The organism is Terriglobales bacterium (genome assembly GCA_035454605.1).
Taxonomy (GTDB): domain Bacteria; phylum Acidobacteriota; class Terriglobia; order Terriglobales; family Acidobacteriaceae; genus DATMAB01.
The window spans coordinates 1-21844 of record DATIGQ010000049.1 but is presented as its reverse complement, the minus strand read 5'-3'; the positions used below and the strand labels follow the sequence as shown (position 1 = coordinate 21844).

21 protein-coding genes are annotated in these 21844 nt (G+C 64.2%); 14 read left to right on the top strand and 7 right to left on the bottom strand.

Annotated features, from left to right (window positions below; genetic code table 11):
• The coding region (gene bshA / locus VLE48_03435; GenBank protein HSA92038.1) for an N-acetyl-alpha-D-glucosaminyl L-malate synthase BshA at window positions 1-1037 on the top strand (1037 nt) is incomplete at its 5' end.
• On the opposite strand, the gene VLE48_03430 is transcribed toward bshA, so the two are convergent.
• Window positions 1007-2362, bottom strand: coding sequence for a histidine kinase (locus VLE48_03430; GenBank protein ID HSA92037.1), 1356 nt, complete (start codon window positions 2360-2362; stop codon window positions 1007-1009). The two genes, bshA and VLE48_03430, sit on opposite strands and share 31 nt — an antisense overlap.
• 79 nt (window positions 2363-2441) lie before the next feature.
• Between VLE48_03430 and ribA the strand changes: the two genes are divergently transcribed.
• Window positions 2442-3059: a GTP cyclohydrolase II gene (gene ribA, locus VLE48_03425; GenBank protein HSA92036.1), complete on the top strand. Its 618-nt coding sequence runs from the start codon at window positions 2442-2444 to the stop codon at window positions 3057-3059.
• A gap of 31 nt (window positions 3060-3090) precedes the next feature.
• On the opposite strand, the gene VLE48_03420 is transcribed toward ribA, so the two are convergent.
• Window positions 3091-3948, bottom strand: a complete 858-nt coding sequence (locus VLE48_03420; protein HSA92035.1) for a Rossmann-like and DUF2520 domain-containing protein — start codon at window positions 3946-3948, stop codon at window positions 3091-3093.
• 60 nt (window positions 3949-4008) lie between these two features.
• Here VLE48_03420 and VLE48_03415 point away from each other — a divergent pair, with 60 nt between their 5' ends.
• The 4 genes from VLE48_03415 (at window position 4009) to VLE48_03400 (ending at window position 7345) form a co-directional block, all read left to right on the top strand.
• The gene (locus VLE48_03415) at window positions 4009-4575 is read left to right on the top strand and encodes an NUDIX hydrolase (protein ID HSA92034.1); all 567 of its coding nucleotides are present in this window, start codon (window positions 4009-4011) and stop codon (window positions 4573-4575) included.
• 121 nt (window positions 4576-4696) lie between these two features.
• Window positions 4697-4915 carry a cold shock domain-containing protein gene (locus tag VLE48_03410; protein HSA92033.1) on the top strand — a complete coding sequence of 73 codons (219 nt, stop codon included), beginning with the start codon at window positions 4697-4699 and terminating at the stop codon, window positions 4913-4915.
• A 97-nt stretch (window positions 4916-5012) separates the two neighbouring features.
• Window positions 5013-6761 carry a DNA polymerase/3'-5' exonuclease PolX gene (gene polX / locus VLE48_03405; GenBank protein ID HSA92032.1) on the top strand — a complete coding sequence of 583 codons (1749 nt, stop codon included), beginning with the start codon at window positions 5013-5015 and terminating at the stop codon, window positions 6759-6761.
• Complete coding sequence (locus VLE48_03400) at window positions 6758-7345, top strand: hypothetical protein (GenBank protein HSA92031.1); 588 nt, start codon at window positions 6758-6760, stop codon at window positions 7343-7345. Before polX ends, VLE48_03400 begins: the two co-directional genes overlap by 4 nt.
• 36 nt (window positions 7346-7381) lie before the next feature.
• On the opposite strand, the gene VLE48_03395 is transcribed toward VLE48_03400, so the two are convergent.
• Entirely contained in the window at window positions 7382-8191 is an 810-nt protein-coding gene (locus tag VLE48_03395; GenBank protein ID HSA92030.1) for a hypothetical protein, read from the bottom strand.
• A 93-nt stretch (window positions 8192-8284) separates the two neighbouring features.
• Complete coding sequence (locus VLE48_03390) at window positions 8285-8680, bottom strand: hypothetical protein (protein ID HSA92029.1); 396 nt, start codon at window positions 8678-8680, stop codon at window positions 8285-8287.
• Window positions 8681-8854: 174 nt separating this feature from the next.
• Between VLE48_03390 and VLE48_03385 the strand changes: the two genes are divergently transcribed.
• From VLE48_03385 to VLE48_03365, 5 genes are all read left to right on the top strand, one after another.
• Window positions 8855-10222, top strand: coding sequence for a dipeptidase (locus tag VLE48_03385; GenBank protein ID HSA92028.1), 1368 nt, complete (start codon window positions 8855-8857; stop codon window positions 10220-10222).
• A gap of 415 nt (window positions 10223-10637) precedes the next feature.
• Window positions 10638-14477 (top strand): chromosome segregation protein SMC, encoded by a 3840-nt coding sequence (gene smc, locus VLE48_03380; protein HSA92027.1) that lies wholly within the window; start codon window positions 10638-10640, stop codon window positions 14475-14477.
• 219 nt (window positions 14478-14696) lie between these two features.
• Window positions 14697-15575: a phosphoribosylaminoimidazolesuccinocarboxamide synthase gene (locus tag VLE48_03375; protein ID HSA92026.1), complete on the top strand. Its 879-nt coding sequence runs from the start codon at window positions 14697-14699 to the stop codon at window positions 15573-15575.
• Between the two features lie 6 nt (window positions 15576-15581).
• The gene (locus tag VLE48_03370; GenBank protein HSA92025.1) at window positions 15582-16124 is read left to right on the top strand and encodes a CvpA family protein; all 543 of its coding nucleotides are present in this window, start codon (window positions 15582-15584) and stop codon (window positions 16122-16124) included.
• A gap of 46 nt (window positions 16125-16170) precedes the next feature.
• Entirely contained in the window at window positions 16171-16449 is a 279-nt protein-coding gene (locus VLE48_03365; GenBank protein HSA92024.1) for a helix-turn-helix domain-containing protein, read from the top strand.
• 61 nt (window positions 16450-16510) lie between these two features.
• On the opposite strand, the gene VLE48_03360 is transcribed toward VLE48_03365, so the two are convergent.
• A complete protein-coding gene (locus VLE48_03360; protein ID HSA92023.1) occupies window positions 16511-17719 on the bottom strand; it encodes a hypothetical protein in 1209 nt (402 codons plus the stop codon).
• A gap of 299 nt (window positions 17720-18018) precedes the next feature.
• Between VLE48_03360 and VLE48_03355 the strand changes: the two genes are divergently transcribed.
• From VLE48_03355 to VLE48_03345, 3 genes are all read left to right on the top strand, one after another.
• Window positions 18019-18741 carry an SDR family NAD(P)-dependent oxidoreductase gene (locus tag VLE48_03355; GenBank protein ID HSA92022.1) on the top strand — a complete coding sequence of 241 codons (723 nt, stop codon included), beginning with the start codon at window positions 18019-18021 and terminating at the stop codon, window positions 18739-18741.
• 71 nt (window positions 18742-18812) lie between these two features.
• Window positions 18813-19124: a YtxH domain-containing protein gene (locus VLE48_03350; GenBank protein HSA92021.1), complete on the top strand. Its 312-nt coding sequence runs from the start codon at window positions 18813-18815 to the stop codon at window positions 19122-19124.
• Between the two features lie 49 nt (window positions 19125-19173).
• Window positions 19174-19704 (top strand): hypothetical protein, encoded by a 531-nt coding sequence (locus VLE48_03345; protein ID HSA92020.1) that lies wholly within the window; start codon window positions 19174-19176, stop codon window positions 19702-19704.
• 56 nt (window positions 19705-19760) lie between these two features.
• Here the strand turns inward: VLE48_03345 and mnmA are convergent, their stop codons facing one another.
• On the bottom strand, window positions 19761-20870 hold the full coding sequence (gene mnmA / locus VLE48_03340) for a tRNA 2-thiouridine(34) synthase MnmA (GenBank protein HSA92019.1): 1110 nt from the start codon (window positions 20868-20870) through the stop codon (window positions 19761-19763).
• A gap of 84 nt (window positions 20871-20954) precedes the next feature.
• The coding region (locus tag VLE48_03335; GenBank protein ID HSA92018.1) for a cysteine desulfurase family protein at window positions 20955-21844 on the bottom strand (890 nt) is incomplete at its 5' end.

Below are 21844 nucleotides of genomic sequence, written 5' to 3'. Positions count from 1 at the left end.
CCTACGCGCCGCCCATCCGGCTGACCGAACCGCAGGCCAACATTCACTATCACGAGGTGGACGTCTCGCAGTATCCGCTGTTCGAGTATCCGCCCTACGATCTGGCTCTGGCCACATGCATGGCTGAGGTGGCGGTGAACTATTCGCTCGACCTGCTGCACGTGCACTACGCCATCCCGCACTCGGTGAGCGCCATGCTGGCGCGCCAGATGCTCGCTGCCGCGATTCCGCCGCGCAAGCTGCCGTTTGTGACCACGCTGCACGGCACGGACATCACCCTGGTGGGCGCCGACCGCTCGTATCTGCCCATCACCCGCTACTCCATCGAGCAGAGCGACGGCGTCACCGCCATCTCCCACTACCTGCGCGAGCGGACGCTGAAGGAGTTCGAGCTGAAGAACTCCATCCGCGTCATCCACAACTTCGTGAACTGCAACACCTACTGCCGCGATGCCCAGGCCGCCGAGCGCCGCGCCGAATACGCGCAGAAGGACGAGCGCATCGTCGTCCATCTTTCTAATTTCCGCCCGGTCAAGCGCATCCCGGATGTCATCGAGATCTTCGACCGCGTGCAGAAGAAGCTCCCCGCGCGGCTGCTCTTGATCGGCGACGGTCCGGAACGGTCGTCCGCCGAGTGGATGGTCCGCCGCAAGGGCATTCAGGACAAAGTGAACTTCCTGGGCAAACAGGAGCGCGTGAACGAAATGCTGGCCGTGGCCGACCTCATGCTCTTGCCGAGCGAACTGGAATCATTCGGGCTGGCGGCGCTCGAGGCCATGGCCTGCGAGGTCCCCAGCATCGCCAGCCGCGTGGGCGGCATTCCCGAGGTCATTGATCACGGCGAGACAGGCATGCTGGCCGAAGTGGGCGACGTGGAGACCATGGCGCGCTACGCCATTGATCTGCTGAGCGACGAAGCCGCGCTGCGCGCCATGGGCCAGCGCGCCCGCAAGGCGGCTACCGCCCGCTTCTGCGCGTCGGACATCCTCAAACAATATGAGGAGTTTTATCGCTGGGTGCTGGAACGCGCCTCGTAAGCCGCTGCGGCCACCGAGTTCGTCTCCGGACCGAGGTCGGCCACTTGCAGGATGGGGACTTCGAGAGTGATTTCCGTGCCGCCGGTCTCGCGGTTCTCGACCCGCATGACGGCGGCGTCGCCATAGAGCACTTGCAGGCGCTCGGCCACGTTGGACATGCCGATGCCTGAGCTCGAGCCGATGGGCGCGGCCGGGTCGGCCATGCCCACGCCGTCGTCGGCCACCTGCACGACCACCTTGCCTCCAGCCACGCGGCTGCGCAGGATGATCGAGCCGCCCTCCACCTTGGGCGAAAGCCCGTGTTTGATGGAGTTTTCGACCAGCGGCTGCAGGAGCATGGCCGGCACCAGCACTTCGAGCGACGCCGGGTCGAGTTCTTTGATGACGCGCAGCTTGTCGCGCCCGAAGCGCACCACTTCGATATCCAGATAGTCGTCGATGAACTCGACTTCCTCGCGCAACTGCACGAAGCTGTCACTCTTGCGCAGCAGGCGCCGCAGGATGCTGGCCAGCTTGACGATGAGTTCGCGGGCCTGCTCCGGATCAAAGCGCACCAGTGACGACACCGAGTTCAACGTGTTGAACAGGAAGTGCGGGTTGATCTGCGTCTGCAGAGCTTCCATGCGCGCTTGCAACAGCAGTTTCTCCTGCTCTTCCAGCTTCAGCTCGATGCGGGTGTTGTTCCAGATCTTGAGCGGGATGGCGACCACGGCCACGGTCGTCGCCAGTGTGGCCAGCAGCGGTAGCCACTGCGTGGGCTGCAGGGCAAACAGCCGCCCAGGAAACAGGTGCGCCAGTTGCGTGCGCGCCAATTCCATGCCCAGGACCCAGAGGAAGAAGCCGGTCTGCCAATCCACGAAGCGACGGCGCAATACGCGGCGCACCCAGCGGTACACGCCCAGGTCGACGAAGGGCGAGAACGACCAGATTTCTTCGTAGTTGGCTGCCAGGCGGCGCAGGACTCCGGCCACGCCTCCCGCCGCCATGGCGAAAGGCACTGCCAGGAACTCGCCGTAGATGAGAGCGGGAAGCGCGACCAGCGCTCCGCCCACGGCCCCGGCGAAGCGACCGCCCATCACGCCCATGAGGATGGCGCCTTCCAGGCTCAGGTCGGCGGCCAGGAAGTTGCGCACCTGCCCGCGGATGATCACCCCCAGCGCCAGCGGCACGGCGATGAACAGCACCAGGTGGACTTTCTGTTCCGTGGTCCGTTCCTCGCGGAACAGGAGCGACTGGAAATAGCGGGAGCGCGCCAAGGCGCTGGCCACGGCGGCGGCCACGCCCAGCTTGAGCAGCAGCGAAACGAGGATAAGGCGCTGGTCCATGAAAGCTATGGCGTAAATCTAGCACGGATGCAGCAAGCCAGCGCGCCCTGCGCACCGCGGCATATAATCGCTGATGAGCATGTCCACCAGCATCCACAAGGTCGCCGAGGCCGACTTCCCTACTCGCTGGGGACACTTCCGCATTCTCGGCTTTGAGGGCGACATAGCGAGCGAGAACGGCCCCCGGCACGAGGCCGCGGTGGCGTTGGTAATGGGTAATCTGACGTCCAGCACCCCGCTGGTGCGCGTGCACTCGCAGTGTTTGACCGGCGATGTGTTCGGCTCGCTGCGTTGCGATTGCCGCCAGCAACTGGAACTGGCGCTCTCGCTCATCGCGCAGGCGGGCGCGGGCGTACTGGTGTACGAGCAGCAGGAGGGACGCGGAATCGGCTTGATGGCCAAGCTGCGCGCCTATGAGCTTCAGGATGGTGGCATGGACACGGTGGAAGCCAATGAGAGTCTGGGCTTCAAGGCCGACCAGCGCGCGTTCGTGCTGCCGGGGGAAATCCTGAAGGCCCTGGGCGTAAAGGAAGTGCGGCTGCTCTCCAACAACCCGGAGAAGGTTTCTGCCCTGGAGGCCGCCGGTATCCGCGTGGTCGAGCGCGTGCCCTGTGAGGTCGACCCGCATGCCCACGCCGCGAACTACCTGCGCGTTAAGAAGGAAAAGCTCGGACACCTGATCACGAAGGTCGACTGACACGCATCGCGTGTCATGCTAAGGTGTCAGTTCAGGTCTGACGAAGCAACGCCTTGATTCCACGCTTGTTACCGGACGGCAAAACTTCCAGTGCGGCCCCGATCAACGCTACGTAAACCGCGTGCGCACCCCTGACCCGGCGCAGCGCTTGCAGATGTCGCCGGACGGTTCCCACGTCACCACGCTTCACTGGTCCGGAGAAGGCAGCGGCAGCGCCGTGGCGCAGGTAGTTCTCCACCGTCTGGCGCACGATGGGCGCAATCGCCTGGCGCACGGACCTTGCCGGCACGCCCGCGGCCCGGGCGATGCGCTCCGCGGTGGCCAGCGTCACCACCACCAGGGGCGAGGAGAAGGAGCCGTACACGTGGTAGAGCGGCTTGTTGCGCTTGCGGATAGGAAAGACGAATCCGCCGAGATCGCGCGCCACGCGGCGAGCTATCGCAACCGCGCTGGGGTCGCCCTCCACGGCGAAAGGAACGTCACGCAACGAAGGTGATGTACGCGGCACGAAGGTCATCATGGGATGCAGCGTTCCGACCGATGCGCCGCGCCGCCGAAGCGGCCGAAGCCGGTCGCTGGAGAGAGCGCCGCTCGAATGCAGCGCGACCTTTCCCTTCCAGTCCGCCCGCCGCGCCAGGGTACGCACCGCCGAGGGGATCGCGTCATCGGTGACCGCGATCCACACTAGGCCGGCGCGGAGACGCGCGGTCTGGAAGGTCGCTGCTCGGGCGCCCACGCGACGCGCCAGCCGCTGCGCACGACGGCGCGAGGCCGGCTGATCGCGCGCGATCACTTCGTCGATGCGGTATCCGGTCCGGCGCAGCGCTACGGCGAGCGCCGAGCCCAGGTTTCCGGGACCGACCAGCGCGATAGAGGGCCTGTGAGCCATGAACGCCGAGAATAACAGTTGCCAGTCGGCCGGTGCCACAGAGCAGCTATAGTGAGGCGCATGGCAACGTTCAAAAGAACCGGCGCAGTACAGGTTCGCGTGGTTTCGTCCAGGAGCGCATATCGGGGGCCGGTGTTTCACGTCACCACCGACTATGTCCGCGAGCCCGGAGGGATCACCGCGCGTCGCGACGTGGTGCGGCATACGGGCTCGGTGGTGATCATGCCGGTGCGGCGGCGCAGCGGGAAGACGGAGGTGCTGCTGGTACGGCAGTATCGTCACGCTGCGCAACAGTATCTCTGGGAGTTGGCGGCCGGGCGAATCGATGCAGGCGAATCCGAACCGGCCGCGGCACGCCGTGAACTGGCCGAGGAGACCGGGCTTAAGGCACGCCGCTGGACGCGTGTCCTGCGCTTCTATCCCAGCCCCGGTTTTCTGGACGAGACCATGGCCCTCTACCTGGCTGAGGGCCTTACCCACGGGCAGGCCAAGCCGGAAGACGACGAGGTCATCGAGCAGCGCTTCTGGCCGCTGCGCAGGGCGGTCGCAATGGCCATGCGCGGCCGCATCCGCGACGGCAAGACCATAGCCGGCCTGCTGTGGCTGGCTCAAAAAAAGACCCGCTGAAGCCTCGATTTGCGTTGACCTTGGGGAAGAAAAATCTCAGAATGACGCCAACTCGCAGCCTAAACAGGAGCAGGCGGGTTCTGGGGCGCGACAGCAGTCGATCCAGGGGAGGTACAGAGGCGTGGCACGCATCAGGGGCAAGGTGAAGTGGTTCAATAACGCCAAGGGGTATGGCTTTATCGGGCGCAGCGACGGCCCGGACGTCTTCGTGCATTTCAGTGCCATCATCACCGAGGGCTACAAGAGCCTGCAAGAAGGCGACGACGTGGAGTTCGAGATCATCCAGGGTGAAAAAGGTCCGCAGGCCGATAAGGTAGCCAAGGTCGCTCCCGGGTCGTAAGGGCACACCGGCCCTCCCTTCCAGCCCAGCCGTCCGGCTGGGCCTTCTTCTGTTCGCGGAGCCACGCTGCGGGATAGAATCGCCTCGAGCGCCCACCATGCCGCTGGACAACCCGAGCATCGCCGCCATCCTGGATGAGACGGCCGACCTGATGGAGATCCACGGCGAAGATTCCTTCCGCGTGCGCTCCTACCGGCGCGCGGCGGAGTCAATCAGCAGCCACCCACAGGCCATCGTTGATCTCATTTCGGACCCCAAGCAGGTGCTGGAGATCCCCGGCATCGGCAAGAGCATGCTCGAGCACCTGAAGGAGATACTGAAGACCGGCCGCCTGAAGACGCGCGAAGACCTGCTGAAAAAGTACCGGCCCACCATCCTTGAACTGCTGAACATCCAGGGCCTCGGTCCGAAGACGATTGCGCTGATCTGGGACGCCTATCAGGTGTGCGACGTGGACGGGGTGGAGAAACTGGCGCGGGAAGGCAAGCTGCGCGTGCTGCCCCGCCTGGGAGAAAAGCACGAAGCGAAGATCCTTAAGGCCATCGGGGATTACCGGCGCGTTTCCGGGCGCTTCCTCATCGAGGAAGCCGACCACACCGCGCAGAAGCTGGTGGCGCACCTTGCCGGCACACCGGGCATCGAGGCGGTGACCCCCGCGGGTTCGCTGCGACGCGGGCGCGAGACCGTGGGCGACCTCGACCTGCTGATCACGCACCGCGCCAAGCCCAGCCAGAAGCAGCTCGATGCCATCGCGGAGAGGGTGACGTCATTCCCCGGCATCGCGCAGGTCCTGGCGCGCGGCGAGAACAAGATCTCCTTCAAGCTGCGCAGCGGCATGCAGGTGGATGTGCGCCTGCTTCCGCCCGAGTCGCACGGTGCGGCGTTGCTCTATTTCACCGGATCGAAGGCCCACAACATCCTGCTGCGGCAGCGGGCTCTCAAGATGGGCTACACGCTGAACGAGTATTCGCTCGCCAAGCTGAAAGGCGAAAAGCCGGTCGCCGGCCGCACAGAAGAAGAAATCTACGCCAAGCTGGAGCTCGACTACATCCCGCCGGAAATGCGCGAAGCCACGGGCGAGATTGAGCTGGCGGAGCAGCATGAACTGCCCCGGCTGGTGGAACTGAACGACATCCGCGGCGACGTGCACATGCATACCGTCGAGACCGACGGCAAGAACACGATCGAGGAGATGATCGAGGCGGCGCGGGCACGCGGCTACCAATACATGGCCATCACCGACCACTCCAAGAACCTGGCTATGGCCAACGGGCTGGACGACAAGCGGGCCGAAGCCCACATCCGCCGCATTCGCGCCGCAGGCAAGAAGTACGACGACATCCGCGTACTGGCCGGAATCGAGGTGGATATCCTCGCCGACGGCGACCTTGACCTCTCCGATTCCGTGTTGCAGCAGATGGACGTGGTCATTGCCAGCGTCCATTCCCACTTCAACCAGGAGCCGGCGCGCATGACCGACCGGCTGCTGCGGGCGATCGAGAATCCCAACACCTCCATCCTCGGGCATCCTACGGGACGCCTGCTGCTGCGCCGCGACAGCTATCAGTTCGACATGGAGGCGGTATTCCGGGCCGCCGCCAAGCGCGATGTGGCCATGGAGCTGAATGCGTATCCGGAGCGTCTCGACTTGTGCGACGTGCACTTGCGGCTGGCCCGGAAGCACGGGCTCAAAGTGGTGATCAACACCGACTCGCACCACACGTCGCACCTGGAGAAAATGCAGTATGGCGTGCTGCAGGCCCGCCGTGCCTGGCTGACGCCGCAGGACGTCCTCAACACGCTGCCGGCGGAGAAATTCGCCGCGGCCATGAAGGAAGCTGCATGACTACCGAACCACAGAAAGCGTCTACCCCAGCGTTAGAGACGGATGCCGGGCACCTGCCCATGAGCGAGGAAATGGATAGCGCTCGGCGCACGTTGCCGCCCATCCTGCCGGTGCTTGCGGCTGCAGTCGTCATCGCCATCCTGGTGGGGGTGTATTCCCGACAGGCGGCCAAGCCCGGGACCTCAGCCGCCATCACACGCGTGGGAGCCGTCGCCCTGCCGGACGACAAGGTCTTGGTGGTGGTGCACGTCAAGGTGGACAATCTGGCCGAGAAGCCGCTGGTGCTGCACAACGCCAAGGCGCGGCTGGAGGTGGCCTCGGGAGGGGAAACCGGCATGATGGAGGATGAGGCCGCTTCCGTGGTTGATCACGACCGCTACTTCCAGGCCTTCCCCGACCTGGCGGTGTATCGCATCGCCCCACTACGCCTGGAAGAGCGCATCGCCCCGGGAGCGACGCAGGAAGGAATGCTCCTGTTCGGGTTTCCCGTCAACCGCGAGAGTTTTGACCAACGAAAGTCGCTGACCGTGACGCTGGATCTTTACGACCGCACGCCGCTGGTCATCGCCGAGAAAAGGCCATAGGGGGCAGCAGCAGCGCCGCCCCCGCAAACCTCCAGCCTATTGAGCTTTGGCCATTGGGCCCTTGGGTGTGCTCAGGTAGCCCACGACCTTGTTCTTTTCCACGTTGAAGACCACCAATTCGTAAAGCTGGCGGTCCTTGCCGGTGTAGAACTGCAGGGGCTCGAGCATGGTGCGATCCTTCTTCTCGATGGTGCGGTCGTCGGCGATCACGTTGAGCGTGAACTTGCTCTTCTTGGCGTCTGACTTCTTGAGCTGAAGGCTGACGGTCGCAACCGGCGTAGGCTTCTGGCCCTTCAACAACGTGAAATCGTAGTAGTTGCGCTCGCCACGGCGGCGCAGTTCATCGACCTCCTCGCGAGTCTTGGCGATCAGCCCGCTCTGGATGCCGAGATCCCCGATGGTGCGCTCCAGTTTTTCCTTCGTGGCTTCTATCTCAGTCCGCGCGGTGGCGACCTCGGTTTTCACGCCGCCCACTTCGCTCTTCACACCCTCCACCTGCCCGCTGACCTCGGCGATCTGTTCCTTCTGCGCTTTGAGCGATGCCGTCTGCGCTTTCTGGGCGCGCTGCAGCTCGACGGTGCGGGCGTCCAACTGCTTCTCGGTGATGCCAAGCTTTTCTTCCAGCGCCTCGATGGTGGCCTTCATGCGGGCGTCGGCAGACTCCATGCGCTCGGTGAGTTGTTTCTGCGTTGCACTGGAAGTGGCTTGGAAAGCCTCCAGCGTGCCGATGCGGCCGCGCATGTCAAACATCAGGTACAGCGAAGCCAGGATGTACAGACCGGCTACGGCCAACAGGACGATTTTCATCCCGCCACCGGAGCCGCCGGGGGAGTCGCTACCGTTCATAGTCTCGTTTCCTTTGGGGAATGTGTGATGTGCGCTTCGATTGTCAGGCCAGAAAGAGAGCGTGTCAATTGCCAACCGCCTGAGGCTAACTATCTAGGCATCGGTGCCCTGGCTACTGGCTTTCGATCCGGCGCGCGAGCGCGACGCTCTTGCGGTGGGAAGCTCATCTGTGCTGAGCCGGGCCCAGGGGACCTCGAGGCCGTTAACGAAGGCGTGCCTCCGCGGCAGCCGGGCGGCGGCCTCCACCAGCCGGTTGTATTCATCCAATTGGGAGAACTTGAAAGTCACGCGCAGGAAGCGCCGGCCGTTTTCTTCCTGGTGCTCGGAGTACGATGGCTGGCGGCGCGCCAGCTTGCGCGCGCTCTCCATGGCGCGCGAATCATCGCACTCGATCAGGACCGTGAGCCCGTCATATCCCAGCATAAGGCCACAGCGATCGCAGCGGGAGAAGGCAGGAATCGAAACCGAGCAGCGCGGACAAATCGACATTGCCAACTTTCCCTCCTTGCCGGGCTGAGGTGCGTTCACCCGATTTAACCACTGCCCGGAATTGCATCGCAATAAGGAAACGTCGCGAACCTTGAGCGGCACGTGTGACATCAAGGCTGCGGTATATACTGAAACGGCCGTTGCCGTGAACCTATTCCAGGAGCAATCGTACGGATGGCCTCTCCCGCCGTTGCCTACGCCCGCGACAACCAGCAGAGATTCTTGGATGAACTGAAGGACCTGATCCGTATCCCCAGCGTCAGCACGGCGCCCGAGCACAAGGACGACGTCCAACGCGCGGCGCGCTTCATAGCGGACGAGATGAAGCGCATCGGCCTGGAGCACGTCGAAATCATTTCGACTCCCCAACATCCGCTGGTGTACGCCGACTGGCTGCATGCGCCCGGCAAGCCCACCGTGGTTTGCTACGGGCACTACGACGTGCAACCTCCGGACCCGCTGGAGGAGTGGAAATCGCCCCCGTTCGAGCCCACGGTGCGCAACGGAAACCTCTATGCGCGCGGCGCGGTGGACGACAAGGGCCAGATGTACATGCACCTGAAGGCGCTGGAAGCATTGATGAAGACCGGCGGCGGAAAGCTGCCGTTGAACGTGCGCATGATCATCGAAGGCGAGGAGGAGGTGGGGGGCGAGTCGATCGCCGAGTTCGTCCGCAAGCACCCCGAGCGCCTGAAGGCGGATGTTGCCCTGGTCTCCGACACCGAGATGTTCGCGCCCGATCTGCCCACGCTGTGCGTCGGACTGCGCGGACTGGTCTACACGGAGATCGAAGCGCAGGGCGCCATGGTCGATCTGCACTCCGGCATGTACGGCGGGGCCGCTCCCAATCCGCTCGAAGCGCTGGCGCGCATCCTCTGCAAGCTGAAGGATGAGAATGGGCGAATCCTGATACCCGGCTTTTACGATGCGGTGAAGCAACCTACCGCTGAGGAGCTGGCGGCTTGGGAAAAGCTCCCCTTCGATGAAGAAGCTTATCGAAAGGCGGAAGTGGGCTCCTCCGTGTTGACAGGAGAGCCGGGATATTCCGTGCTGTACCGCACTTGGGCCCGGCCCACCCTGGAAGTGCATGGCATGCCCGGAGGCTTCACCGCGGCCGGCGCCAAGACGGTGATTCCTGCGCGCGCTGCGGCCAAGGTCTCCATGCGCCTGGTGCCCGACCAGGATCCTAACGACATATGGAACAAGTACGGGAAATACGTGCGCTCCATCGTGCCCAAAGGCATCCAGGTCAACATCAAGAAGCATTCGGCCGGGCCCGCCAGCTTGGTGCGCACCGATAACCACTATGTACGAGCCGCCACCGACGCCATGAAGGAGGTCTTCGGCAAGGAGACGGTGTACATGCGTAGCGGGGGCTCTATCCCCATCGTCTCTGACTTCGAGGAGTTCCTGAAGATCCCCACGGTGATGATGGGCTTTGGCCTGCCCGACGACAACATTCATGCGCCCAACGAGAAGTTCCACATACCGAACTTCTACCGGGGCATCGAGTCCATTATCCGGTTCCTGCAGAAGCTGTGATAGCGGCCCCGGTTACTTCTCGGGCAATAAACTAGCGGGTCCGCCAGGCTCGGGCGTATTCGCTTGCCGCTTGATTCCCCTGCCCGACCGCGCTATGCTCTAAGGCGTTCTGGCGGTTTCTGTCACCTCCTTTTCCCACCCAACTGAGGAACCGGCTTCGGTGCACCGTTCTGTGTGCAACCAATTGTGGTCGGAGGCATCGAACCCCAATATCTTGGGCGCTTATTGCTTGACCACGCGCAACTTAGCCGCTACAGTGAGGGACATTTGGGGGCGTCCCGGTTGTCTTCGGCTGAGCCCCCTTGGCGCGTCGAGCGTCGCTTTGGGGTGCAGTCCCATCAGCTTGGTGACGGGCGCCTCCATGCGCTCTGCGGGCCCACGGACCCGACGCCGAAGTCGGGCCAAGGAGTAGAACTTGCTGAAACTCAAGAAGCTGCAGATTCTCGGCTTCAAGTCCTTTTGCGACCGCATGGAGATGAAGTTCGACGGCGAGGGTGTCACGGCCATCGTCGGGCCCAACGGGTGCGGCAAATCCAACATTGCCGACGCCATCTCCTGGGTGCTGGGCGAGCAGTCCGCCAAGACCCTGCGCGGCTCGCGCATGGAAGACGTGATCTTCGCCGGAACCCGCGACCGCAAGCCGAACGGCATGGCCGAGGTTTCGCTCACGCTGATCGACCCCGAGGTGTACGAAGGCCCGCTCGCGGACCTGGCCTCCGAGGTCGAAGTTGAAGTACGCGACGAGCTGCCGGGCGACGATTGGGATGAAGCCGCAGTTCGCTCCCGTGCCGCCGCGGAAACCGAAAACGCCGCCCGCGAATTGCAACCCGGCCAGCCCGCCGAGGAGGACGAGCCCGAAGTGGGCGCCGACGTGGACGGCGCTCTCCCGCCCGAAGTGGTGCTCAAGGTTCGCCGCCGGCGTTTGAAGAAGCTGGAGACGCGAGCCGGCCAGATTGTCGTGACCCGTCGACTGTTCCGCTCCGGCGATAGCGAGTACCTCATCAACGGCAAGCTGGCTCGCTTGCGTGACATCCAGGACATATTCCTGGGAACCGGCCTGGGACCGGAATCCTACGCCATCATCGAGCAGGGCCGCATCGGACAGATTCTCAGTAGCAGGCCACACGACCGCCGCGCCATCCTGGAGGAAGCAGCGGGCATCACCAAGTTCAAGACGAAGAAGCGGCTGGCAGAAGCCCGCCTGGAGCAGGCCCAGCAGAACCTGGCGCGGATCAGTGACATCTTCGAGGAAGTCACGCGGCAGATGAACTCACTCAAGCGACAGGCCTCGAAGGCCGAGCGCTACGTGCGGCTGCGCGAGGAGATGCGCTCCCGGCTGCGTGTAGTCCTGGCCAGCAAGCTGGCCCAGTTCGCAGGGGAGACCGTCGCCCGAGGGGCGGAGTTGGAGACCATCGCGGCGGAAATGGATGCCACCGCCGCCATCGTCGATCGCCTGGATACCGAGCACGCCGCGCTTACGGAGCGCAGCTATGCCGTGGAACGTGAAAATACGCACTTACGCGAACGAACGGGCGCCATCGCCCTGGAAACCGACCGCGCGCTTGCCCAGCAACGCCATAACCACGAGCGCTGTGCCGAACTCGAGCAGCGGGCCACTCAGGCAGAAGCCGAATTGGCACCCACGCGCGCCAATCTCACGGCGCTGGAAGCAGAGCGCGATTCCAATCGTGCTGTCCTCCAGTCCGCCGAGGCCGACGTGCAGGCCGCACAGGAGGAAACCACAGCTTGCCAGCAGCAGGCGCAGGCCGCCGCCACTGCCCTGGCGGAGCTCGAGCAACTGCAGGAGCGGCGTCGCACGCAAACGCTCGAAATCATCGCCGCCGCCTCCGAAGTCCGCAACCAGATGGCCCAAACATCCGAGCGAAAGGCCGCCCTGGAGCGCGAGCTCGGCCGCCTGGAGCATGATTTGGCCCTGACCCGCACCGAACTGGACGCGTTTACTGGACGCCGAGGCCAGTTGGCGCTGGAGTTCGAGTCTGCCGGGGCGCGGGTTTCTGCCCTCGCCGCCAAGGCCGAGGAGTCTCGCCGCCGTCTGGACGAACTGCGCGCGAGCGAAACCGAAGCCAAGTCACGTTTGGACGGATTGCGCGCCGAGTTCGCCTCCGCCACCGGGCGCCGCTCGTCCCTGGACTCGGTCATCAACGAACACGCCTACTCCACGGAATCGGTAAAGCGCTTAATGCGCTCCGGCGGGGCCAGCGATTTCCGTCCCGTCGGCGTGCTGGCTGACTTTCTGGAGGTGGACGATGCGCACGAGCGCGTGGTCGAGGGCTTCCTGCGCGATGAGCTCAACTACATCGTGGTGAAATCCTGGGACGCGGCCGATGAAGGCCTGCGCCTCCTGCGCAGCGACGCCGATGGCCGCGCCACTTTCCTTGTGCATCCGGATGATGCGCAAGCCCGCTTCTCTTTCGCCGTGGACGAAGCGTCACGGCCCGCTCCGCCGCGAGGCTCCATCGTTCCGCTCACCCGCTGCATCCGGGTGCTGAACGGTTTCGGCAACTCGCTGGAAGTGATCCTGCCCAAACTGCGCGACGGTTACATCGCGCCCGACTCAGATGCAGCTCGCAACCTGGCGCTGGAGAATCCGAACGCGTTCTTTCTTTCCCCGGGCGGCGAGTGTTTCCACAACGTCACCGTGACCGGAGGCAAACCACACGCGCAGGGCCCCCTGACCCTTAAGCGGGAATTGCGGGAGCTGGACCGCCAGCTCCGCCACATGGAGAAGGAAATTCTTCACGAGGAACGCCGCCTGGCGGAAATGTCCCGGGAAGCCGCGGCCCTCTCTTCCCTGCTCGACCGCTTGGAAACGGAGCGGCGTGAAGCCGAGCGTCAGGCCCTGACTTCCGGGCATACACTTCAGCAGTTGGACTCCGAGGTCGCGCGACTCACCGAGCGGCGGGCCACGTACGAAGGCGAGCGCAATCGCTGTTTGCGCGAGGGCTCGGATCTGGGGTCACAACTCGCTGCCCGCGCCAAAGAGCTGGAGTCGGTCGAAGCGCGGCGCAACGTCCTCGATCGGGAACTGGGTGACGCTCAGGCCCAGCTTGAGGCTCTCAAGGCAGCTCGCGACCGCTCCGCCCAGGCTGCCGCTGCCATGACCGCGCGGGTCGCGGCGCTCGAGGAACGCAGGGTGGCGGCAGCCGCCGCCTTGGGCCGGATCGAAGCTCTGGTGGCCGAGGTATCCACCCGTGTCGAAGGCCTGCTTGCCCAGGTGGCGTCCAGCATCGCCGAGCGCCAGCAACGCGAAGCCGAGAACATCGAACTGGCGGCGCGGGTCCAGGCTCTGGAACTCGAACAGGTGGAACTCGCTACGCGAGAGTCTTCGCTGCGCGGCGAAGCCGAGCAGTCACGCGCCCGGCTGCTGGCCATCGATCAGGAGCTGCGCGCCGCGCGCCATTCCCTCGACGGCGCCCGCGACCGGCGCGGCGAGGTGGCCGCGCTACTGGCCAAGCTGAACTCCGATTCCGAGCACCTGGCTGAGACCTGCCTCAACGAGCTGAACGTCACTGCCGCCGATCTGCGCGCCGATACCGCCTTGATCCACCTGACCGGCGAGGCGCTCGCTGCCGAAGATGCCGCGCACCGCGAACTCCGTGCGCGCCTGGACGCCATGGGCCCCGTCAACATGATGGCCCTGGAGGAATACAAGGAGACGGCGGAGCGTTACGCCTTCCTGGATTCCCAGCGCAAGGACTTGATGGAATCGATCGTCAACACGCAGAACACCATACGCGAAATCGACGAATTCTCCCGCCACCGCTTCCAGGAAGCCTTCGAGCGCATCAACGAAAACTTCCAGATGACCTTCCGCAAGCTGTTCGGCGGCGGCCAGGGTTTCATGCGCCTGACCGACGAGGAAAACGCCGCGGAGAGCGGTATCGACATTGTTGCCCAGCCGCCCGGCAAGCGGTTGCAGAACGTGCTGCTGCTTTCCGGCGGGGAGAAAGCCCTGACGGCGTTCGCGCTCCTGGTGGGCATCTTTCAATATCAGCCCAGCCCGTTCTGTGTCCTCGACGAGGTGGACGCGCCGCTGGATGAAGCCAACGTCGGGCGCTTCACCGAGCTGGTGCGCGAGATGAGCGCTCAGACGCAGTTTGTGATCATCACCCACAACAAGCGGACCATGGACATGGCGCCGATGATGTATGGCGTCACCATGCAGGAGCCGGGAATCTCCAAGCTGGTCTCCGTGAAGTTCGGCGAACATTTGGTTCACTCCCGAACCGCCTGAGTTTTCCACATGCGAGGTGGAATGTAGCCCGCTTCCGGCGCGGGTTGCACCACTCTCCCCTTTCTGTCAACTGTTTTTCATCATGCGCCGGTCACGAGGGACGCGACGATTTTCCCGGGGTTCCGTTGACAAATTCTCTTCGGCGGCTAGAATACGCTTCGTTTTTCCTGCTGAGTTCTTCCGACCGTGACCACGCAAACCTCACAACCAGATGTTCTGTTGAGCACCGACTTTCCTGGGCTACCGCTGCATGCCAGTGGTAAGGTGCGCGACTTGTACCGGCTGAACGGCACGTTGCTGTTCGTCGCCACGGACCGCATCTCCGCATTTGATTACGTTCTGGCCACGGGCATTCCGCACAAGGGCCGGGTCCTGACCCAGCTCTCTCTCTTCTGGTTTGAGTTCTTGGAGGAGATTGTTCCCAGCCACCTGATCACGGCCCGGGTGGAGGACTATCCGGCCGCGGTGCAGCCCTGGTCCGACCAGTTGCGTGGCCGCTCCATGCTGGTGCGCAAGGCGGACATGGTGCCCATCGAGTGCGTGGCGCGCGGCTACCTCTCCGGCTCCGGCTGGAAGGAATACCGGCAGACCGGCTCGGTCTGCGGCATCAAGCTGCGCGCGGGGCTGCAGGAATCCGACAAGCTTCCGGAGCCGATCTTCACGCCCGCCATCAAGGCCACCAGCGGGCACGACGAGAACATTCCTTTTACCGAGATGGTCAAACGCGCAGGCCCCGAACTCAGCGAGACGCTTCGCGACTTGACCCTGCGCATTTACAGCAAGGCGGCTGACTATGCCGCCGAACGGGGCATTCTCATAGCCGACACCAAATTCGAGTTCGGCCGCACGCCCGCCGGGCTGGTGTTGGCGGATGAAGTGCTCACCCCGGATTCCTCGCGCTTCTGGCCCGCGGACAAGTATCGCCCGGGTGGTCCGCAGGAGTCCTTCGACAAGCAGTACGTTCGGGACTATTTGGAGTCCATCCGCTGGAATAAGCAGCCACCGGCGCCGGCTCTGCCGGTCGAGGTGGCGCACAAGACCAGCGCGAAGTATCAGGAGGCCTATCGCAGACTGACCGGCCGCGAGCTGGAGGTGTAGCCACCGGTGTCCAGTCTGGACTGGCTGATCCTGATGGTAGTGCTGGCCTCGGTATTGATGGCCGCGGGACAAGGCTTGTTCGTCGAGCTTTTTTCTCTTGGCGGGGCGGTGGTCGGGTATTGGCTGGCGGCGTGGCAGCATGCACGGGTGGCAGCATGGTTCGCGCCCTACGTGAAGAGTGATGCCGTCGCTGACGCCACGGGATTTTTGACTGTATTCGTGCTGGTGATGGTCCTGGCCGGAATGCTGGGGCGATTTGTGAGCGGGGTAGTGAAGGAATCCGGCCTGCGTTGGTTCGACCGGCTGCTGGGCGCCGTTTTCGGTCTGGTACGCGGCATTGTCGTGGCCACGGTGGTGGTCATGGTATTGGCGGCGTTTGTGCCCGAATCCCGCGTGCTGGCAGGATCGGCCTTCGGGCCTTACGTGCTCATGACCGGGCGCATGATGGCACGGGTGGCGCCACGGGAAATCCGCGAGCGATTTCTCAAGGTCGTCCCCGGCGGACGAGCCCCGGAGGAAACGCGCGGGAAAGAATCGAACAGGAAGTGATTGCGTTCACTGCTGCAACCGAGCCAACTGGAAAGAGAGGCGCGAGGTGAAAGACCAACTCGAAGCTCTGGTTTCGCAGATGTATCACAGCGGGATCTTCTATTCGGAAGCGGTACGTGAATTCAAGAAGCGCTTTATTCTTACCGTGCTGATCGAGAACCAGGGGAACCAATGCCGCGCCGCGCGGCAGTTGGGCATGCACCGCAATACGCTGGCACGCACCATCCAGGAGCTTAAGCTGGACATTCGCGCCTTGCGTAACGGAGTGCGCCGCCCTCCGCGTAGCGCCCGCCCCGCGCCCATGGAGCGCAAAGCAGCCCGCTGATCCCGCCCGGAAAGAGAAAAAGGCAGCCCCCTCGGGCTGCCTTTTCTTTGGTGAAAGTTCTTCAGCGTCCGCGCAGAAGCGTTCCGTTCTGCATCTTCATCAGGAACGGCTTGACGTCATAGGCGGTGGGTTCACCCTCTACTGCAATGTCGGCACCGGCTTTCGGAACCAGACGGACCGGTAGCGCTGCTGTCATTGCCAATTCGACGTCAGCCCGGTTCTCATCGATGGCGTCCTGCGTGGCCGCCAGCCGCAGCGTGGTGCGCGACGCGCCGATCACCTTGCCCTGGAAACGCAGCGGTTTGCCCTGGAGCTCGGTCCACACCTTCTCCGCCGGAGCTCCGCCCACGCCCAGGATGAATTCGAACTCGGCAAAGTTCATCTCACGCACGGCCTTGCCATTCACCATCTGCTGGGCCAGCTCGGCCGGCGTAGGCGCAGGCTTGATGCTGAAGCCGGCAGGCGGCAGCGGGGTGCCCTTGGTCTGAGCCAGCAGTTCCGGCCAGCCTTCTTCACTGCCGTGGTAGTGGCGATAGCGCTTGCGGCCGAAGTCGGAGATCTGCTTCTCCGCCGGCGTGCCCGCCACCAGGTTGGCGGCCCGGGCAGTGAACCACAGTCCGTTCACATCATCCGGCGGATCGCTGGAAAGATAGGCCGTGGCTAGCGCGTAGACGTCGTTGACATCATTCGGATTGGCCTCCACGGCGGCACGAAGGTGCTGCTGGGCCAAGGCGTACTGCTTGTCTTGCATGGCCGCAAGACCGATGGCGCCGTGAAAAATGATCCCTGCCTGGGCCTTGAGAGTTTCAAAGTCGGCCAGTGGTTCGCCCTCCCGCGGCTTGGCAGTCTCGAGAGCATTCAGGCCCCGCTGCGCGAGCTGCTTGGCCTCCGCCAGATTCTGCTGCGGGTTCTGGTTCGCCTGGGCGGCGGCGCGCTTGGTGGAAACCAGCACCACCAGGCCCCGCAAGCTGTCCGGGTTCACCTGCAGGAGCCGGTTCGCCGTCTCTATGGCCTTGGCCTGGTTCTGGGTCTGGAAATAGGCTCCCAGCAATCCCAGCAGGGCGTCTTCCTTGGCCACGGTATTGGGGTACTGGATGAGGAAACCCTCCAGAGCGCTGATGCGCGCTTGTGGATCCTGCTGATTCAGAGCGCCGACATAGGCGTTGTACTCTGCGGGGTCTTTGATACTCTGGGCCCACGCCGGCTGGGGCATGCAGGCCAACAGACCCACCGCCAGAACCAGCGCAACTATCACGTGCGACTTCTTCATCGGTGCTCCTTCAGATTTGGGAAATGCAGCGACGGCTTCCGCCCTGGGCCCCGTCGCCGCAAGGGGATCCCGCGACTCGGGTCCAGGGAACCGGACCCGACCTGCCAGCCCGCCCCACTGGAACCTGCGCGGACCAGCCGCGGATGCGACATTATAGGAACCCGCCCCGTCAGGCGCAAGCAACATCAGCAAGCGCTCTCACGTAGTTAAGATGCTCCTCCCCCACGGGAAGATGGCCGGAGGCTTGTCCAGCCTCGCTCTTACAGTAAGCTATTGACACCACGAGAAGGACCGTCGCCATGAGCAACGAGGAGCCCCTCGCCGAGCAGGTTACCATCGTAACCGGAGGCGGCCGCGGCATCGGCGCGGCTATCGCACGCCGTTTGGCCTCGATGGGTGCGATTGCTGTGATTTGTGGCAGGTCGCGCGCCCCCCTGGAGGCCACCGCGGCGGCCATCCACGCAGCCGGTGGCCGTGCCCTCGCGCTCGAATGCGATGTGACCCAACTGGCGTCGGTGGAGGCCCTGGCCCGCCGAGTCGAGGCCGAGTTCGGCCGCGCGGACATCCTGGTGAACAACGCCGGCGTCGGCGGCTTCGGTCAGGCACTCCACGAGGTGAGCCCGGAGGAGTGGGACCGCATCCTGTCTACGAACCTGCGCGGCGTGTACCTCGCGATCCGTGCTTTCGCGCCGGCCATGATTCGCGCCCGCCGCGGCCACATCATCAACATCTCCTCGTTGGCGGCCAAGAACCCGCTGCCCAACGGCGCCGCGTATGCCGCTTCCAAATGGGGCCTGAACGGACTCAGCGTCTCCGTGGCAGAAGAGCTGCGTGGCTACGGCATCCGGGTGGCGCTGATCTGTCCCGGCTCGACCCACACCGAACTCGGGCCGCACCGGGGCAAGGACCCGGCCAAGCTGCTGCAGCCTGAGGACATCGCCCACGTCGTCGCCATGCTGGTGACGCAGGCTCCGCAAGCTTTCGCCAGCGAAGTGCACATTCGGCCGACTCACAAGCCCTGACCGGTCGCGTTTGTAAAACGACATGCCTGGGTGCTACCATCGAGATTCCACCTTATTTCCAGGAGGCAGTCATGGCGCAGGACAATGGTGGCAACAGCTTCATGTGGTTCGTTGCAGGACTCGGATTGGGCGCCCTGCTGGGCGTTCTGTATGCTCCGCGCTCCGGGGAGGAAACCCGCGAGTCGCTCCGTCTGAAGGCGGAGGAAGGGCGCGATTACCTGGCCACCCGCGGGCGGCAGGCGCGCCAGCAGGCTGAGCAGTGGGCCGATCGTGGGCGTGAAGCCGTCTCGCGGCAGAAGGAGCAGTTGAGCGCCGCGGTGGAGGCCGGCAAGCAGGCCTATCGTGAGAGCGTAACGGAAGGTGCGAGCAAGAAGTCGTCGTAGGCGGTGAATCGCCGGCTCAAGGGGCCGGCAGCAGGCGGAGAACATCCGCATGGATCAATCCACGCAGACACTCCTGATGCTGTTTGTGGCGGCGACATCGATCGCCGTCGTCATCCAGATGGGGATTCTCATCGGCTTGTTCCTGAGCGTCAGGCGCACCGCCACGCGCATCGATGGACTGGCCGATGAGATCCAGAAGCGGGGTCTACCGCTGCTCGATGGCGCCACGGCGATGCTGCAGGACATACGTCCCAACCTGGCGGCCATCACCGGCGACTTGGCGGCGGCGACGGCCACGTTGAAAACGCAAGCCGGACGTCTGGACGAACTGGCCGAAGACGCGGTGGACCGCACACGCCTGCAGGTGATCCGCGCCGACCAGTTGGTTTCCCGCGCCCTGGACAAAGTGGAAGAAACCACGGACCTCATGCATGACACGGTCATCTCGCCGGTGCGGCAACTGGCCGCGCTGGTGCAGGGACTGGGAGTCGGCATCGACGCGTTTTTCGGGCGCTCGCGACGCCCATCAACGCCCCGCGAAGCCGCGCGCGCCGCGCAAGAAGAAGAAATGTTTATCTAGATTGGCGCAATCAGGAACTACAAGAGCCTCCGCACAGCGGAGGCTCTCTTGTTGATTCAGGCGATCCAGCCGCCGCCCAGCACGACATCGCCGTCGTAGAATACCGCGGCCTGGCCGGGAGTAACGGCGCGCTGGGGCTCATCGAAAGCGACCTGTACGCCGCCTTCCCCGGAAGGCTCGATCCACGCGGGAGCCGGCTCGTGGCGGTGGCGGACCTTCACCGCGGCGCGCAGCCGGCGGGTGGGCTCAGCCAGCGCAATCCAGTTCACACCACGCCCTCGCAGTGTTTGAGAGTAGAGCTCGGTTTCGTTGCCTACGGTCACGCGGTGCGTCTGGCCATCCACGGAAAGCACATAGAGAGGCGACCCGGTGGCCACGCCTAGGCCCTTGCGCTGTCCCACCGTGAAGTGGTGGACACCGGCGTGATGTCCGAGCACGGTGCCGTCTGGCGTCACCAGCTCGCCCGCGGAGTCAGGCAGCGACTGGCCCTGCTCCTGAAGGTAGGCTTCGAGGAACAGCTTGTAGTCGCCGCCGGGAACGAAGCAGATCTCCTGCGAATCGGGCTTGTTGGCGGCAGCCAGGCCGTGACATCGCGCCAGTTCACGAACTTCGGTCTTGCGCAAACCGCCCAGCGGGAACCGGGTGCGGCTCAACTGTTCCTGGGTCAGGCCGAAGAGGAAGTAACTCTGGTCGCGGGTCTCGTCCACTCCGCGGCGCAGCAGCCAGCGCCCGCTGGCGGAATCGAACTCGATCCGCGCGTAGTGGCCGGTGGCCAGCGAGTCGGCCCCGATCTGCCGGGCCGTAATGAGCAACTGATCGAACTTCAGATGGTTGTTGCACAGGCTGCAAGGGATGGGTGTGCGGCCGGCCAGGTACTCGTGCACGAAGGGTCGGACGACGTCACGCTCGAAGCGGGCCTGCTGGTTGACGACGTAATGCGGGATACCCAGGTCCTCGGCAACCCGCCGCGCGTCATGCACATCCTCGATGGAACAGCAGCGGCCGTGCACAGCTTCGGGCATTCCTGGATGTCCTGACAGACGGCGCTGGTCCCAGAGCTGCATGGTGAGCCCGACGACGGAATGCCCCTCGTCGCGCAGCAGGGCCGCGACCGTCGAGGAATCAACCCCGCCCGACATGGCGACGGCGATGGTGGAGGCAGCCATAAGAGCAATAAGCGATAAGCACTCAGCAGTCAGCACCAGCTACATCGATGATTCTAATTCGCCCCAAGGCGCGAAAGAGCGCGCCTAGGTGCCGACGGTCGCCCGGCGCTTCTGGTAGACGGGCGAGAGATCACGCAGCCGCGCCAGCGCTTCCGGCAGGACAGACAGTGCGAAGTCCACGTCTTCGGCGGTGTTCTGTTTCCCCAGGCTGAAGCGCATGCTGGCACGCGCCCGCTCGGGCGAAACCCCCATGGCCGTGAGGACGTGGGAGGGCTCGACGGCGCCCGAGGAACACGCCGCTCCGGTGGAAACGGCCAGGCCCTTGAGGTCCAACGCAATCACCAGGGCCTCGCCCTCGATCCAATCGAAGAAGACGTTGGTCGTAGTGGGGACACGCGGCGCACCAGCGCCATTGACACCCACGCCCTCGAACTCCTCGAGGACCGCAGTCTCCAGGCGGTCACGAAGACCCTGGAGGCGCGCGATCTCGCCGTTGCTTAGGCCGTCGCGCCCCAGCTCCGCAGCCCGGCCCAAGGCGACGATGCCGGGGACATTCTCGGTGCCGGCGCGGCGTCCGCGCTCGTGATTGCCTCCGTAAAACAGCGGGCGCAGCAGCGTCCCACGGCGCACGTAGAGCGCTCCGGTTCCCTGCGGGGCATGCATCTTGTGGCCGGAAATGGTGAGCAAGTCACAGCCGATGCGCTCCACATCGATGGGTACTTTGCCGGCTGCCTGGACAGCATCGGTATGGAAGTAGACATCGGCTTCGGCGGCGACACGGCCAATCTCCTCCACCGGTTGTACGGCACCGGTTTCGTTGTTGGCCGTCATGATGGAGATGAGCTTGGTATTCGGCCGGAGGGCCCTCCGCACGTCTTCGGGGTCCACCAGCCCGCGGCCATCCACGGGAGCGAAGCTGACTTCGCAGCCGCGCTGCTCCAGTTGCTTGGCTGCATTGAGAACGGCGTGGTGCT